The following is a 16,258-nucleotide window of genomic DNA, read 5'->3' as shown; positions in this document are numbered from 1 at the left end:
TGACATACGGGGCTACCTCATCATGTAAAGGCGATTCAGCGGCACATGCGTGGCCGGCGCGCAGCCGATCACGTGGTTGTCGACGCTGACCTCGAAGGTTTGCGGATTGACCGTGATGTTCGGCAAGGTGGCGTTGCGCACCATGTCGGCCTTGGTCAGGGTACGCGTGCCGTGCACCGGCAGCAGCGTCTTGCGCAGATCGAGCCGGCCTTCCAGGTCGCGGCCGAGCGAAGCAGCGCAGACGAAGTTGGCCGACAGCGCCTGCGGTGCGCGGCCGAAGGCGCCCCACTGCGGACGCATGATGAGCGGCTCGCAGGTCATCAGCGACGCAGCCGAATCGCCCATCGCGCCATAGGCGATGAAGCCGCCCTTGACGACGATTTCCGGCTTGATGCCGAAGAAGGCGGGACGCCACAGCACGATGTCGGCCAGCTTGCCCGGTTCCAGCGAACCGACGTGCTGGTCGACGCCGAAGGAGCGCGCGGCATTGATCGTGTACTTCGCGATGTAGCGCAGGATGCGTTCGTTGTCGGCGCTGCGTGTGCGTTCCTCGGGCAGGCGTCCGAACTGGTCCTTCATCTTGCTGGCCAGCTGCCAGGTGCGGCAGATGACTTCGTTGATGCGCCCCATGCCCTGACTGTCCGAACCCAGCATCGATATCGCACCCATGTCGTGCAGCACGTCTTCGGCGGCGATGGTCTGCGCGCGGATGCGGCTTTCGGCGAATGCCACGTCCTCCGGCACGGCCGGGTTCAGGTGATGGCACACCATGATCATGTCGAGGTGTTCGTCGAAGGTATTCACCGTGTACGGGTTGGTCGGATTGGTCGATGACGGCAGGCAGTTGGCCTGGCCGACGACGCTGATCACGTCCGGCGCATGACCGCCGCCAGCTCCTTCGGTGTGATACATGTGGATGGTGCGGCCCTTCGTCGCCGCCAGCGTGTCTTCGAGAAAGCCCGATTCGTTCAGCGTGTCCGTGTGCAGCTGCACCTGGAAATCCATGTCGTCGGCGACCGACAGGCAGGTGTCGATGGTGGCCGGCGTGGCGCCCCAGTCCTCGTGGATCTTCAGGCCGATGCAGCCGGCCTGCATCTGTTCGACCAGCGATTCGGGACGCGACGAATTGCCGCGGCCGAGGAAGCCGAAATTCATCGGCCACTGCTCCGACGCCTGCAGCATGCGCGCGACATTCCACGCACCGCCGCAGTCGATGCCGACCGTGATCGGGCCGAGCGAGCCGCCGAACATCGTCGTGATGCCGGACGCCAGCGCGTGCTCGACCAGTTGCGCCGAGTCGAAATGCACGTGCACGTCGAGCCCGCCCGCCGTGGCGATCAACCCTTCGCCATCGCGTACCGTCGTTGCGTTGCCGACCAGCAGCTGCGGATGCACGCCGTCCATCACATGCGGATTGCCCGCCTTGCCGATGGCGACGATGCGCCCGTCCTTGATGCCGATGTCACCCTTGACAATGCCGACCACGGCGTCGATCACCACGACATTGCTGATCAGCATGTCGAGTGCACCCTGCGCGGACGTCAGCCCGCCCATCATGCCCAGTCCGTCGCGCAGCGTCTTGCCGCCGCCGTGCAGGCATTCGTCGCCGGGTACGGCGAAGTCGTGTTCGATTTCGGCCAGCAGCGAGGTGTCGCCGAGACGCACCATGTCGCCCCGGGTCGGTCCGTACATCGCCGCATAGTCGCGACGGGTCAGCCATGCCATATCAATCCTCCCGGCAATTCCTGTTCATGTCGGTCACGCACCCCTGAAGCCCGCCTGGCGTGCACGCACCAGCGCATCGGCCAGCCCGGCTTCGGTGTTGCTCACGCCTTCGGTCAGCCGGTTCAGGCCGAACACCTCGCCCGTGCCGCCGAAGGCCACCAGCGTGACTTCCTTCGATTCGCCCGGCTCGAAGCGCACGGCGGTGCCTGCGGCGATGTCCAGATGCATGCCCCAGGCCAGCGCACGGTCGAAGTCGAGCGCGCGATTCACCTCGAAGAAGTGGAAGTGGCTGCCAATCTGTATCGGGCGATCTCCGGTATTGAGCGCCTTCAGCGTCGTGCTTCGGCGCCCCGCATTCACTTCTATGCTGCCTTCGGCCGGAATGATTTCGCCCGGTATGCGGGCGCGGCTGCCGCCGGCCGACATCTGCGCGCCGGGGCCGGGCCGTATCGGGTCATGCACGGTCACCAGCTTGGTGCCGTCGGGAAAGCTGGCTTCGATCTGGATCATCGGCATCAGCGCCGCGACGCCCGGCAGTACGTCGTCGGAATTCAGGATCTGCGAGCCGAACGCGATCATGTCCGCCACGGTGCGGCCATCGCGCGCACCTTCGAGAATTTCGTCGACGATGAAAGCGATCGCCTCCGGGCAATTGAGCTTGAGTCCGCGCGCGCGACGGCGTCGCGACAGTTCCGCCGCGTTGAAGATGGTCAGGCGTTCCAGTTCGGTCGGGGTCAGCAGCATGTCGTGCTCCTTCGAAGTTCATTCATCCGGTCGGTCCCTGTGTGTGGCGCCATCAGGGTTCAATTGGCAAACAGACGCGCGCTGCGCGCTTCGTGGCGCATGGCGGCGATGTCGAGCGCGGGCGTGCCGCTGCTCATGTCGCCGCGCGCCGGCGGTGGCTGCGACAGCACGCCGGCGATGACCGGCCGCATGCGGGTCAGCAGGCGCTGGCCATCGACGTGCCCGATCATTCCCATGCGCAGCGCCGCACCGATGATCGACGTGCACAGGCCACCCACCGCCATCGCATCGCAGCAGCCCGCAGGCAGCCCGTACGCCGCCCACAGTGCGCCCTGCACCACCGGCAGGTGACCCGGCGCGTGTGCGCCGCGTACGGTGTCCAGATAGCGTTGGGCGCACGCGACGCCCAGGTCGGCGTGCATGCGAAGCTGTGTGAAGCCCAGTCGGCGACTGGCTTCGCGCCAGCCGCGCGTGAGCGACATCGCCTCGCACAGCCGGTCGAGATCGGCCAAGGCCTCCATCAGCGCCGGGCTGTCGCCGCAGTCCGTGCACGCCTGATGTGCCAGATGCATCAGCGGCCGGTCAAGGCCGGCCCAGCGATGGATCACCTGCGCCCGCAGCAGCCCGAACAGCTGTTCGACATTGCCGACCTGCCTGTCCAGGCGCAGCGATTCCAGCCCCCACGAAAAGGAGTTGGCACCGCCGGGGAAGAAGCTGTCGGAAAACTGCAGCATCGCGAGCTGCTGGTCGATGCCTGATTCAATGTGCATGCGGCACCGGGATGTAACGCACGGTGCCATGGCCGGCAGACGGCGCGGGTTCGGATCCGGCGCCCGGTCCGGCCTCGTCGCACACCTGCACGCAACCCCGCTGGATCAAGTGGGCGAGGCGCTGCAGATAGCTGTCGCGCGGGCCATCCAGTGCAATGCACAGCTGTTCGCCGTCGAACTTCACCTTCCAGTGCATGTTGCCCGCGAAATAGCCCAGTTCGAGCGCGTCCGCGGCAGTGCGGGCCTGCAGCACCAGCCACTGCGGCTCGTCGAGCAGCACGACCACGGCGCGCTCGTCATCGAGCCACAGCACGGAGCCGTTCTGCAGCGTGGCGTCGCGGTCCAGCATCAGCGCCACCGTGCTGCCGCGGTCGGTCTGCATCTGCTGCCGGCGGCGCGCCATGTCGCTGCGCGTGAGGCGCACCGTTTCAAGGCCGCCGCGATGTTCGATGTCATGCAGTCTGTCCGCCAGCGCGGCGTCGGCGGCGCAGCCCAGAATGGTGGTCACTCGAAGCATGGACAGATCCGGTTGATGTTGGGGTTGATGAATGGGGTTGAAATGCGGCGTTGACCTGCGGGGTTGAAAAACCGGTATCGAGACCCGCCGTTGCCGGAGGCACATGACGTGCCTCCGGCGTGTGCTCGGGGCGGTGCTTGCCAACAACCCGCCGCCGGACGGCCGCACACCGTCCGACGGCGGGCGCAGCAACTACCCGCTCAGATAGTCGGGAAAGGATTGGGCTCGATCAGCGGTGACTCATAAATCATGTTGACCTGGCCATCGGCGCCGAACGCACCGATGCGCGCCTGTTTCCACAGGTGATGGTTGCTGCCGTGGAATCTCACCAGTCCTTCCGGCCCGGTGAATTCGAGATTGGCCGACGCGGCGATTACCTTGTCCACATCGAAGCTCTTGGCCTTTTCGACCGCCATCTTCCACAGATAGACAGCGGTGTAGGCGCACGCCAGCGTGTCGCCGGTGACGCGCTTCTGGCCGTACTTCGCCTTGAATGCAGCCACGAATTTCTTGTTCGCCGGATTGTCGAGACTCTGCAGGTAGCTCATGCAGGTCAGCACGTCCTGCACGTTCTCGTTGCCGATGCCCGACACCTCTTCTTCCGATACGGCGAACGCCATCACCGTCGTCTTCTTCATGTTGACGCCGGCCGCCTTCAGCTGCTTGTAGAACGCCACGTTCGATCCGCCGACGATGGTGCTCAGGATGATGTCCGGCTTGACCGCCTTGATCTTGTTGATCGTCGAGCCGAAGGACGTGCTGCCCAGCGGCATGTATTCCTCGCCGAGCACCGATCCGCCGCCCTTGACGATGGTCGGGCGCGCGATCTTGTTGGTGACGCGCGGCCAGATGTAGTCGGAGCCGATCAGGTAGAAGGTCTTGCCGCGGTTCTCGAGCAGCCAGTTGCAGCCCTGCACGCATTGCTGGGTCGCTTCGTGCGCCGTGTAGAGGATATTCGGCGACTGCTCCTGTCCTTCGTAGTAGGTCGGGTAATACAGCAGTCCCTTGGCCTGTTCGAATACCGGCAGCACCGCCTTGCGCGACGCCGATGTGTAGCAGCCGAACACCGCGGCCACCTTGTCCTGACCGAGCAGCTTGCGGGCCTTTTCGGCGAAGGTCGGCCAATCGCTCGCGCCATCTTCCACCACCGGCACGATCTTCTTGCCGAGCACGCCGCCGGCGGCATTGATCTCGTCGATGGCGAGCTTTTCCGCGTCGACCACAGAGGCTTCGGCCAGCGCGATGGTGCCGGTCAGCGAATGCAGGATGCCGACCTTCACCACATCCTGCTGCGCAAACGCACCACGCATCATCGTCGGGCCCGCCACGGAAGCCAGGGCGAGTGCTTTGACCAGATCACGACGCAGATTACTTTTCATGTTTCCCTCGAAAGAATGGATGGTTAAGGTTTGGATGACTCAAGACAGCACAGCGCAGACGACAAAATTTGTTGCAACGCCGCATCGCCGGTTGCGAAAAAAGAACGAAAAAAAGGCCTGGCGGATCCGGAGATCCGCACAGGCCTTTTTGCCTTTCTTTGCACCGGCAATGCTGGCGATGCGAAGAGTTAGATTGATACTAGTGAGCCGATTGCAGCGAGTCAAGCACTGTTTTCAGTAAATTAACGGCTCAAAATTCGCATCCGTTTTGCTGCAATGCATCACCCGCGCAGGGGTGATCCGCCGGGTCCCGACTCCCCCGGCTCGGCGCTGCGGGCATGCCTTCAGCGGCGCATCCGGTACATGAAGATGCAGCGCCCCTGCTGCCCGGCCTCGAAGCCGGCGACCGGATGAAGCCGATGCCGGGCCACCATGAAGTCGACGACGGTACGGGCCGCGGCCGGCGACAACGTCGGCTTCCAGAGCCAGATGTCATCCCGGCTGTCGACACCGCAGACCGAGAACAGCGCCTGTTCGGCGTCGTCCACCATGCCGATCGCCCATTCCTCCGTCTTCGCGCCGAATTCCTTGATGTAGCTGAGGCACTCGAACTTGATCTGCTGCACGCTGAAGGTCATCGCCTCACCCCGGAACCGGCACCAGTCGCGCAGGCGATGACACCGCGGCCGTGCGCGTCCGCCATTGGTCGAACTGCGCCGCCCCCCGGTGCTTCTCTTCCACCGACATCTGGCCGACGATGCCTTCGAGCGCATTCAACGCTGTGCCGACGCCGTGCTGCGCGGCGAGCGAAAGCCAGGCGAAGGCCTGCGCGCGGTCCTTCTCCACACCGAGTCCGTTTGCGTACATGAAACCCAGTCGCGCCTGCGAAGGGTAATGACCCTGTTCGGCCGCGCGCCGATACCAGTGCGCGGCGGCCGCTTCATCGTGCGGCACACGGTCACCCTTGAAGTGGAGCGTGGCGAGATTGCTCTGCGCCATCGCGTCGCCAGCCTGTGCGGCTCGGGTCAGCCAGTGCAGCCCGGCAACCGGATCGGCTGCGGTGCCCTGCCCCATGACGAGCATGGCGCCGACATTCGTCTGCGCCGGAACGTGATCCTGCTCGGCCGCGCGCAGATACCACGCAAAAGCCGCTTCGAGATCGGCCGGCACCCCTTCGCCATTGGCATGCAGCGAACCGATCCAGGCCTGGGCCTCCGGATCTCCCGCCTGGGCCAGCACCGAAAAGCGTGCGTGGGCGTCGGTAAGCTGGCCTTCGCGATAGGCCGCGACGGCTGCATCGACGGGTCGTAACGACGTGTTCATGGCATGTCCTTCATAGGTGCGTTGCAAGGTCCAGGGTATCGAGGCGACGTGTCATTTCGTGCGCCAGCCAGGACGCGACGGCAGCGTCGGCCCGGGTCGGCGCATCTGGCGTAGCCTCCGACAGGCGTTCGCCGATCAGCGCCCGCCAGTCGCTCAAGGGCAGCGTGTCGTCACCCAGCACGGTGATGCGGCACAGCGTGCGCGTCAGCGCCACCGGTTGCAGCACGACGGCACAAACGGTGTGCTGCAGCGCCAGCAGAACAAGATTCGGAAAAAGCCAGAGCGCCCTGGCCGGCAGGCCGGCCAGGGTGGTGTCAGCCACCAGTACCGAGCCGGCGAAGGCATGGGGCAGCTGTTGCGCGGCGAGCAGACGCTGAGCCACGCGCTTCCAGTTGCCGTCGACCTCCTGCCAGTGACTGCCCTGCAGCGGCATGTCCAGCCGCGAAAGCGCCGGAACTGCGGTCTGCACCGATCTGGCCGTGTCGGTGATCGGCTCGCCGTGCGGATCGAGATTGACGCACAGCAGCGGCCCGATCCGGTCGACGCGGACCGGCAGCAGGCGCTCCGGTCGAAGACCGAGATACTGGTGCATTTCAGGCGTCGCATCGCCCAGTTCCGACGCCGCAATGACCGGCCGGTCGCGGCTGTGTCCGCACGACGTGAACGAGCACGGTGTCTTCGTGCCCTGCTGGCATTGCACCGGCACCACACGGCAACCGCCGTGCTGCGCCTTGTTGAATCGACCTGCGAGGACGTCGCCCGCCATCCTCTGGATGTGGATGGCGTGATCGCCCGCGGTGAACGGCAACAGGTCACCGACGCCCGCCAGTTCATGCGTCGTTCCGACACACACCCAGTCGCGCGTCCAGATCGCCTCGTCTTCGCGCCGGGCGATGCGCAGCGACCGAAACGCCGAGGCATCCAGCGCGACCGGTCGAATCATTTCATCCAGCATGCAGCCTCCTTCCTCGACAGGTTCGTATTGTTGGCGCGCGCCTGCCCACTGTTACCGCGGCGGGCAGGCTTGCGGGGCTCAGGTAGATGACGCCAGTGCCGGCGACTCGTAATCCGCGCGACCGCGGTGCTTGAACGCTTCCTTCGGCGCTGCCGGCAGCGGGCCGTCCTGCATGAAGCGGTCGAGCACGTTCCTGGTCAGGCGCGAAATGTTGTTGTCGCAGTTGTTCCACGGCAACGAACCGCAGTAGGCGATCGAGCTGAACGCGAAGCAGCCGCCGCCGTTCGGGGTCTCGTGGAAGGTCACGTCGGCACGCACTCGCGGATGCACGGTGCCGTCCAGACCTTGCTGGTTGAAGCCAAAATCCTCCATGACCAGCAGGTAGGCCTCGGTATGGCGGCCGGCCGACGTGGCGACGGTGAGGATGTGCGGCGGCGAACCGAGCATGGTGTCGACGATGTCCAGTTCCAGACCGGCCGCGCCACCGCCGACCAGACCGAAGTTGCCCAGGTTCTCTTCGTAGGTGATGCCGTCGAACGCCCAGCTCACGCGCGGATCCAGACTTTCCGGCGTCCGCGTGAAGTAGGACGAAATGTCGAAACCTTCGGACGACATGCCGGTCCCGGCCACCGAGTGGAGATAGCGGCCGCGATAACGCCACATGCCGCCAAGCTCACCGGTGCCCTGGTGGTAGTACTCCCCCGGATCGGCGCGCCAGGTGCGGATGCCGGATTCGCAGCGGCGCATCTCGGTCACCACGCCGCGGCCCAGACCGTCGTAGGCCGGGTGGAACGAATGCACCCAGTACCATGCGTCGGCCCCCATGTACATCAGGCGACCGCCGCGCTGCGTGTAATTGTGCAGGGCGTCGAGCTGGGTGCCCGAGTTGTGCTCCGGGTGCGAGCCGGTGATGATGACGTTGTAGTTCTCCAGCCGGGCCAGGCCGTCGTAGGTCGCGTCCTCGTCGGTGAATACGTCGTACTCGTAGCCCATCTGCTCGAGCCAGCAGATCAGGTGCAGGTCGGCCGGGTACTGCCACGGCGCCTGGGCCAGGAAGTGATCGTACTTGGGACGGATGCTCAGGATGGGGCGCAGCCGCGACGACAGGCAGATGCCGCTGCCGTCGGTGTGGGTGTCGTAGATCGAACCGCCGTACTCGCGGTGCTCGGCGAGGAACATGTTCTGCTGCTGCATGATGGGTACGCGATAGATGAACAGTTCCGCGCCACCGGCGTTGCACGCCACGTGTTCGTTCGCGTAGGCCATGTAGCTGATCGTGGGCACCATGACCGCGATCTTCGACTGTTCCTGGCCGATCTTCGGCACGATCCAGAACGGGATGTAGTCCTCGTCGCCCTCGGGCGTGGTCAGCTTGGCGGCGTAGAAGCGGCTCTTGATGCCGGTCGGCACCGTCCACTCGAAACTCACCTCCCAGCGTGCGTTGTCGAGGTCGTCGTCGTGGAAGTGGATGGCCCCGTATTCCTTCGGCGACACCTTCCAGTCGAAGGTCTGGCCGGCCCAGTTGTAGCCGGTCAGCGCGCGCGTCGGGCAATTCACGAGCGTGGCGTTGAAGCGGTACGGGCCGGCGTCCTTCGCCACCAGCGTGTCGATGCCATCGGAAAAATCCCAGGCGGCCACGATGGCTTCAGACAGCGCGCCGGTCGGACCGGCGTTGCGGCGTTCGGTCAGGCCCGGCTGCGCGCCGCCCTTCATCATTTCGATCTCGAAGCGCGACAGGGCGCGGTTGCACAGACGCGGGCTGTCGATCTTGCCGTTGTAGTGACCGCCGACGATGACGCCCTGAGGCAGTGACGGCAGCCCCAGCGGGCCCGGTTCGACATGATCGACGTAGCCGGCGATCACCAGCGGCTGGTCGGTGTGTTCCACCTTGCCCTTGAAGGTCGCCTTGACCGGCGGAATCTCCGGGTCCAGCGCATAGACCACCTGCGGCTCGTGATGCAGCACCACTTCGCCGGTCAGCGCGTCGAAGCTGGCTGCGATGAAGTGCCAGGCGTGGTCGCGCAACGGCGCACCGTTCGTGTACGTTTCGCCATTGATGCGCAGTTCGACACAGCCGTCGGTATTGATGAACAGGCCGTAACCCTTGCCGCCCGACCACTTGGTCACCAGGCCCTGAGCACCGTGCTTCCAGTAGCGCTTGTCGGTTTTGGGCGTGGTCGGCCAGATCCAGCACTGCAGCGTAAAACTGTCCGGCTTGAGTTGCGGTGCGTCAGGCACGAAGCCGTACGAACCGCCGTAGACGACCTGCTTGATGCCGTCATACATGCCTTCGCAGTCCGCCTCCACCGCCTTCTCGATGAAACCCGGACCGCGCGGGTTGGTATCGCCGTTGATCATCTGCACGACGGACGCCCGGTACTTCGCGGGACCGTCGCAATTGACGTAGAACCTGATCGTGTCGCCCGGATGGACGCCGAACTTGTCGGCATATCCGGTCAGTCGCATTGCACACATGGTGTTCGTCTCTCCTGGTCGAGCGCCGCCCTCCGGGGGTCCGGATGCGTTGCTTGAATTTGCGGGAAGTGCGTGCCCGGGCGTCGATGCCGGGGTCGCTGGCTGAGTTGTCGGCTGAGTGGCTGTCGGCGCGACAGGCGCGGTATCAGGTGACCGGCCAGTTGTCGTCGCGGCGCTTGTAGCCTTCGTGGTAATGCTCCGGGAATCCGTCGGACTCGGGCATTTCATCGAGGCGCATCAGGAAGATGGCGTGCTGGATGTCCTGTTCGCTGGTGTAGACATCGTCGGTGGCGAATACCGGCGGCACGCCGCGGATGCCGGACAAGCGCCCGATGCGCCACTCGGCATCGATACGGGTGCAGATCACGACCAGCTTGCCTTTCGTCGAGGTACCCCGCATGCGCAGCAGCACGCGCTTGAGCAGCGGGTCTTCATGCACGCCGCCGCCGATGACGGTGGTGTCGCCCGGCGTGGCGCACTTGAGCACCGAAAAACCCGCGACGCCGGCCATCGACTGCACGCACTCCAGATGCTCCCGGATCAGGCGATCGCGCTCCGGCGTGCCTTTCTTCGGTATCGAAATCATCGGTCAGACTCCTTCAGAACACGGAAATTGGATGGAAAGCCGATCATCAATCCCTCGACGCCGCAGCAAATCTGTTGCAGCGCGGCAAGACAAAAGACGCAAAAAAAAAAGGGCCTGCCGAATCCGGAGATTCGAGCAGGCCCTTTTGCCTTGCCTCACATCGGCAGTGCTGGCGATGTGAAGAGATGAGTCAATACTAGTCACGCCCGCTGCACCGCGTCAAGCTCTGTTAGTATCAATTTCGTTTTTCGTTCTCCGCTTTCACTGTCCTGTGTCCAACTCCGATCCGGTCAAGGTCGGCGTCCTGTTTTCGCGCGAGGGTGTGACCTCGCGCATCGAAAATTCGATGCTGCTCGGCACGCTCTTCGCAATACGAGAAATCAACGATGCCGGCGGCCTGAACGGCCGCGAACTCGTGCCGGTGTACTACGACCCGCACTCCAGCCCGCAGATGTTCAAGTCACTCGCCACGCGGCTGGTGCTTGAAGACAAGGTGAATGTCATCTTCGGCTGCTACATGTCGAGCACGCGCAAGGCGATACTTCCGGTGGTCGAGAAGTGGAACCGCCTGCTGTTCTGCCCGACGATGTACGAAGGCTTCGAGTTTTCCGGCAACGTGATCTACACCGGCGGCGCACCGAACCAGAACAGCGCGCTGCTGGCCGACTACATGGCGAGCCGCTTCGGTGCGCGGGTCTACATGGTGGGCAGCGACTACATCTTTCCGTACGAGTCGAACCGCATCATGAGTGACTTCGTACACCAGCGACACGGCGGCGCGAAGCTGGGCGAGCGTTACGTCCGGCTGGACGCGCAGGAAAGCGCCTTCGCGCCCATCATCAAGGACATCCAGGCCAAGCAGCCGGATTTCATCTTCTCGACCGTCGTCGGACGGACGACCCGGATGTTCTATCAGGCCTTCGCCGATGCAGGTCTTGATCCGGCGCGCATGCCCATCGCCAGCCTGTGCACCAGCGAAGAGGAAATCGCCGAAATGGGCACGCGCATCGCAGAAGGTCACTACACGGCGGGCCCCTATTTCCAGTCGATCGACACCGAACGCAACCGCAGCTGCCTGGCGCACTTCCGCAAGCTTTTCGGTTCGCAGGTCGAGCCCAACATGAGCTGGGAATCGTCGTACAACCAGGTACACCTGTTTGCCGGTGCCTTCGTCGCCGCCAACAGCGATGAACGCGATGTGCTGCTGCCGCACCTGCTGGGCATGGAATTCGATGCGCCGCAGGGCCGCATCCGGGTCAATCCGAGCAATCACCACACGCGACTTTTCCCGCGCATAGGCCGCGTCAACGACAGCGGGCAATTCACGATACTCGCGGAAACGCTTTCGGGCGTCGAACCCGATCCCTATCTGGTCAGTCATTCATTCGACGACTGGAGCAATCGCCTGCGCGTGCCTGCCGACGAGCAGACCCGCCGTGAGTAGCCCGGCGCGCCCCACCAGCCGCGGTGCGCGGCTCACACCGGAATTCCTCAGGCAGTTGCGCAGCCTGCGCGTCGCCGTGCTGCACCCGAATGACGAGGACGGCGAAACCCTGACCCAGCAGTTGCAGCGCATCGGCTGCCAGGTGCAGACCTTCTGGCCACCGGTGCCCGATCTGCCGGACAACGTGGACCTGGTGTTCTGTGCCGTCGACCATGATGTCATGGGCATGTCGTTCAACTGGGTCCGTCAGGAACAGCCGCCCGCGGTGATTGCCATCATCAGCTACGAAAACCCGACCATCTTCGATGCCATGATCAAGTTGGGTGCGACAGGTGTGCTCACGGCGCCGATCCGCTCGACCGGCATCCTGTCGACGCTGGTGCTCACGGTGGGTCTGAACGAAGCGATGCGCAAGGCCGAGAAGCGCGTGCTCCGGCTCGAGCAGAAGCTGCTGGGCATCAACCAGATCAACGAAGCGAAGTCCATCCTGATGCGCACGCGCAATGTCGGCGACAGCGAGGCCTACCGCATCATCCGCGAGCAGGCGATGAGCCGCCGCGTGCCGACCGAGGAAATCGCACGCGCCATCATCCACGCCAATTCCATCCTGTCGGGACCGACCGGTTAAGCCAGGCGCCTGCGGGCGCATCCTCGGTACCGGAGGGCGTGCGCGAGCACGCCCTTTTCGTTTCCGCACGCGCGGTGGCGCGGGATATCCCCTGGCGCCACCCGACCTCATTGCACCATTTTGGTGCACAATGCGCCGCGCATGACCCGGCTGCCCCTGTCCGCCCCAGGATGGGGCATGGTCGGTTGCATCAAGCGGACACCTGGCAAAGACCGGGGCCCGTACCGAGCCACTGCACACCAAAGGACACTCACCCCATGACGAAGAGGATTTCCCGCCTGCGATGCGGGCCGCTCGCCTTCACGCTCGCCGCCGGTGTCGCCGCGGGCAATGCCTTCGCCGGTCCGACCTTCACCGGACCGGGCGACAGTTCGCTGACGCTTGGCGTCTGGTCAAGCGCCGCCTACACGAGCGCCGAACAGGCCGACGGGTCGCACGACAACGACCTGCGGCTCGATTCCTTCCGCATCATCACGGTCGCGAAGTTCACGAAACAGATCGGACTGATGACCAACTTCGCGCGCCTGTCGGGTGAGTCGATGCGGCTGCTCGATCTGGTCGGCCAGTTCATCCTCACCGACAACATCAACCTGTGGGTCGGCCGCCATGTCGTGCCGGGTGACCGTCAGCAGATGGCGGGGCCCTACTTCGCCAATGTGTGGGAATACCCGATGGTGTCGCGCAACCCTAACGCCTACACCGGCCGCGATGATGGCGCAACGCTCTGGGGCAGCGTGTTCGACCGGCGGTTGCAGTACATGGTCGGCGCGTTCCAGGGGAAAAACCGCGGCGAGGATATGTCGAACGCGTCGCACCAACTGCTGTACGCGACCCGCTTCGCGTGGAGCTTCCGCGACCGCGAATCCGAGTATTTCAACAGCAATCATTATTACGGTGAAAAGGAAGTGCTGACGGTCGGCGTCGCCTGGCGGACGCAGAAGGACGGCGTAGGCACTGCGCTGACGCGCGGCGACTACACCGCGTGGAGCCTGGACGCGCTCATGCAGACGCGTCTGCAAGGCGGTGATGTGCTGACTCTGGAAGGCGCCTGGTACGACTACGATACCGATGGCGTAGCCGACCTTTCGCCGGCCGACCCGGGCTGCAGCCGGGTCACCAACTGCGGCGGTGCAACCGCAGGTGAGGCTTACCTGATCACCGCAGCCTGGCTGTTTCCGAAACCGATCGGCATCGGAAGACTCGAGCCCCTCGTGCGCTTTCAGGAATTCCGGCCGGACAGCGGCGCGCGCAACGACCAGTGGGACATCGGGCTGAACTACGTGATTGCCGGCCACAACGCGCGGCTCAGCGCGCTGTACTCGGAACTGGGCAGCGACGGCACGCGCACGCGCAACCGCTTCATCCTCGGGCTGCAATTGATGTACTGACCCCCCGCCGGCGGTGCGGCACCTGCCGTGCCGCCAATTCTTCGCACGCGCGTCACTGCGCTGTCACACGGGCAGGCTTGAATCCGGGCGGTGAATGTTTCCGATCTCCCTGCCGACGAAATCGCGCCCCAGCGCGTGCGCGCACTGTTCCTGTCCGACATCCATCTGGGTACGCGCGGCTGTCAGGCCGACGCACTGCTCGACTTCCTGCGCCACTACGAATCCGATTACCTCTATCTGATCGGCGACATCATCGACTTCTGGTCGATGAGCCGCTCGATCCACTGGACGCCGGCGCAAAACACCGTGGTGCAGAAGGTGTTGCGGCGTGCGCGCAAGGGCACGCAGGTCGTCTTCGTCCCGGGTAATCACGACGAGGCGCTGCGCGAATATGCCGGTACGGTGTTCGGCGACATTGCGGTCCGGCTCGATCACATCCATGTCGCCGCGGACGGCAAGCGCTACTGGCTGGTGCATGGAGACGACTTCGACCAGGTGACGCGCCATCATCGTTGGGTCGCGCTGCTCGGCGACGTGGCCTACAACGGGCTTGTGCGGATCAATGCATGGATGTCGCGCGTGCGCCGGCGGCTCGGCATCGCCGGCTACTGGTCACTGGCCGGCTACGCCAAGCGCAAGGTGAAGAGCGCGGTGAGTTTCATCTATGACTTCGAGGACTCGGTCATGCACGAAGCGCGCAGCCGTGGCGTCGATGGCGTCATCTGCGGCCACATCCATGCGGTCGCACAGCGCACCCTCGACGGGCTCGTCTACATGAACTGCGGGGACTGGGTGGACAGCTGCACCGCCATCGTCGAACACGCCGACGGCCGGTTTGCCATCATCGACTGGGGCGAGTTCCTGCGCACCCCGGGTGCGCGTATGACGCTGCCGGTCGCTGAGGAAGTGATGGGTCACTGACCGGGGTCATTCGACGCCTCCAGTCAATGACGCCATCTGCAGTCCCACGCGCCTTCGCCAGCCTTTCGGACGTTTTCTCTGCACAGCGCTTGAATCGGGGTCCTGCCGCGCCGTTGCTTCCCGGGTGCGGGCGGCCACGTCGCGCCAGCTGGCCGGCCGGCTACAATCGCGATAAGGTCATCTGCCGGACACCACCTCGGCGTCCCGGGCACTGACATCTCCAGCCTGTTTCTTCAGCATGAACCGAATCATCCTGATCACCGGCGGCAGTCGCGGCATCGGCGCCGCGACTGCGCGTCTGGCCGCCGCGCAGGGCGACGCGGTGGTAGTCAGCTACTTGCAGCAGCGCGACGCCGCCGAAGCCCTCACCCGCGAAATCACCAGTGCAGGCGGCACGGCGCTCGCACTGGCGGCCGACGTCAGCATCGAGGCGGACGTCGAGCGACTGTTCCGCGACGTCGACAGCGCGTTCGGCCGTCTGTCGGCGCTGGTGAACAACGCCGGCATGCTCGAAGCGCAGAGCCGGGTCGAAAACATGAGTGCTGCGCGGCTGACCCGCATATTCGCAACCAATGTGATCGGCAGCATGCTGTGCGCACGCGAAGCGGTGCGCCGCATGTCGCGCCGTCATGGCGGTGCCGGCGGCGCCATCGTGAATGTGTCGTCGGCAGCGGCCCGGCTTGGCTCGCCCGATGAGTATGTCGACTACGCTGCGTCGAAGGGTGCCATCGATACTTTCACCATCGGTCTGGCAAAGGAAGTGGCCGCTGATGGCATCCGCGTGAATGCGGTTCGACCCGGCGTCATCCACACGGACATCCACGCCGCCGGCGGCGAACCCGATCGGGTGAACCGGGTGAAATCCTCGGTGCCGCTGCAGCGTGGCGGCGAGCCGGAAGAAGTGGCGCGCGCCGTCCTGTGGTTGCTGTCGGACGACGCTTCCTACACCACCGGCGCACTGCTGGACGTCAGCGGCGGGCGCTGAACCGGCTCCGTCCGACAGATCGACCCGTCGAAAAGCGCCCTGCGACCGGTCGCGGAGCCCTTGCTTAGATGACGCGTCGCAACAGCCCCTGTTCACCCGAAACAATCCAGGCAGACCCGCCCGTATCAAGGCACTCACGACAACTTATCGCGCTAATCTTTTGCTGGCAATGAAGAATCTCATGACAGGCAATGCCGGCGCACCTTTGCGGACGGTGCGCCGCCGGCAGCGGTCGAGCCGACTGCAGCAGATGTTGCACCGCAGAAGGAATATTCTTCAACATATTGTTTTAACTCGAGAAAACAGTTCCAAAAAGTTCTTGAAACGGCTTGATTGATGTCTTACTTTGAATCTGACAGCCAGCATGTCGCAGGCTGAATCAACCCAAGGAGTGCAGGTAGCGGGGCCCAAGGGACAC

Annotated in this window: 15 protein-coding genes; 5 read left to right on the top strand and 10 right to left on the bottom strand. The window is 64.4% G+C overall.

Annotated elements, in window-relative coordinates; all coding sequences use genetic code 11:
* Positions 1-12: 12 nt before the first annotated feature.
* The 10 genes from ureC to NMQ14_RS16000 form a co-directional block, all read right to left on the bottom strand.
* The gene (ureC, locus tag NMQ14_RS16045) at positions 13-1,725 is read right to left on the bottom strand and encodes an urease subunit alpha (RefSeq protein WP_257097712.1); all 1,713 of its coding nucleotides are present in this window, start codon (positions 1,723-1,725) and stop codon (positions 13-15) included.
* 33 nt (positions 1,726-1,758) lie between these two features.
* Positions 1,759-2,469 carry an urease subunit beta gene (locus tag NMQ14_RS16040; RefSeq protein WP_257097711.1) on the bottom strand — a complete coding sequence of 237 codons (711 nt, stop codon included), beginning with the start codon at positions 2,467-2,469 and terminating at the stop codon, positions 1,759-1,761.
* A gap of 59 nt (positions 2,470-2,528) precedes the next feature.
* Positions 2,529-3,239: an urease accessory protein UreF gene (locus NMQ14_RS16035; protein WP_257097710.1), complete on the bottom strand. Its 711-nt coding sequence runs from the start codon at positions 3,237-3,239 to the stop codon at positions 2,529-2,531.
* Positions 3,229-3,756, bottom strand: coding sequence for an urease accessory protein UreE (ureE, locus tag NMQ14_RS16030; protein WP_257097709.1), 528 nt, complete (start codon positions 3,754-3,756; stop codon positions 3,229-3,231). Before ureE ends, NMQ14_RS16035 begins: the two co-directional genes overlap by 11 nt.
* Before the next feature lie 200 nt (positions 3,757-3,956).
* Entirely contained in the window at positions 3,957-5,135 is a 1,179-nt protein-coding gene (gene urtA / locus NMQ14_RS16025; protein WP_257097708.1) for an urea ABC transporter substrate-binding protein, read from the bottom strand.
* 344 nt (positions 5,136-5,479) lie between these two features.
* Entirely contained in the window at positions 5,480-5,761 is a 282-nt protein-coding gene (locus NMQ14_RS16020; protein ID WP_257097707.1) for a hypothetical protein, read from the bottom strand.
* A gap of 16 nt (positions 5,762-5,777) precedes the next feature.
* The gene (locus NMQ14_RS16015; RefSeq protein WP_257097706.1) at positions 5,778-6,458 is read right to left on the bottom strand and encodes a tetratricopeptide repeat protein; all 681 of its coding nucleotides are present in this window, start codon (positions 6,456-6,458) and stop codon (positions 5,778-5,780) included.
* Positions 6,459-6,468: 10 nt separating this feature from the next.
* Positions 6,469-7,413 carry a hypothetical protein gene (locus tag NMQ14_RS16010; RefSeq protein WP_257097703.1) on the bottom strand — a complete coding sequence of 315 codons (945 nt, stop codon included), beginning with the start codon at positions 7,411-7,413 and terminating at the stop codon, positions 6,469-6,471.
* 78 nt (positions 7,414-7,491) lie between these two features.
* Positions 7,492-9,888 carry a LamG domain-containing protein gene (locus tag NMQ14_RS16005; protein ID WP_257097702.1) on the bottom strand — a complete coding sequence of 799 codons (2,397 nt, stop codon included), beginning with the start codon at positions 9,886-9,888 and terminating at the stop codon, positions 7,492-7,494.
* Between the two features lie 145 nt (positions 9,889-10,033).
* Positions 10,034-10,474: a N,N-dimethylformamidase, small subunit gene (locus tag NMQ14_RS16000; protein ID WP_257081432.1), complete on the bottom strand. Its 441-nt coding sequence runs from the start codon at positions 10,472-10,474 to the stop codon at positions 10,034-10,036.
* 271 nt (positions 10,475-10,745) lie between these two features.
* On the opposite strand from NMQ14_RS16000, the gene NMQ14_RS15995 reads away from it, so the two are divergent.
* The 5 genes from NMQ14_RS15995 (at position 10,746) to NMQ14_RS15975 (ending at position 15,840) form a co-directional block, all read left to right on the top strand.
* Complete coding sequence (locus tag NMQ14_RS15995; protein WP_257097700.1) at positions 10,746-11,918, top strand: transporter substrate-binding domain-containing protein; 1,173 nt, start codon at positions 10,746-10,748, stop codon at positions 11,916-11,918.
* Positions 11,911-12,546: an ANTAR domain-containing protein gene (locus NMQ14_RS19860; RefSeq protein ID WP_257097697.1), complete on the top strand. Its 636-nt coding sequence runs from the start codon at positions 11,911-11,913 to the stop codon at positions 12,544-12,546. The genes NMQ14_RS15995 and NMQ14_RS19860 overlap by 8 nt, the downstream gene beginning before the upstream one ends.
* A gap of 257 nt (positions 12,547-12,803) precedes the next feature.
* Positions 12,804-13,934, top strand: a complete 1,131-nt coding sequence (locus NMQ14_RS15985) for a hypothetical protein (protein ID WP_257097695.1) — start codon at positions 12,804-12,806, stop codon at positions 13,932-13,934.
* A gap of 90 nt (positions 13,935-14,024) precedes the next feature.
* The gene (locus tag NMQ14_RS15980; RefSeq protein WP_257097693.1) at positions 14,025-14,855 is read left to right on the top strand and encodes a UDP-2,3-diacylglucosamine diphosphatase; all 831 of its coding nucleotides are present in this window, start codon (positions 14,025-14,027) and stop codon (positions 14,853-14,855) included.
* A 238-nt stretch (positions 14,856-15,093) separates the two neighbouring features.
* The gene (locus NMQ14_RS15975) at positions 15,094-15,840 is read left to right on the top strand and encodes an SDR family oxidoreductase (RefSeq protein ID WP_257097691.1); all 747 of its coding nucleotides are present in this window, start codon (positions 15,094-15,096) and stop codon (positions 15,838-15,840) included.
* The last annotated feature ends 418 nt before the right edge of the window (positions 15,841-16,258 follow it).

The sequence above is a fragment of the Methyloversatilis sp. XJ19-13 genome, assembly GCF_024580155.1.
In the GTDB taxonomy this organism is placed as follows: domain Bacteria; phylum Pseudomonadota; class Gammaproteobacteria; order Burkholderiales; family Rhodocyclaceae; genus Methyloversatilis.
The sequence above is the reverse complement of the archived record's forward strand: the minus strand, read 5'-3'. Positions and strand labels throughout refer to the sequence as shown.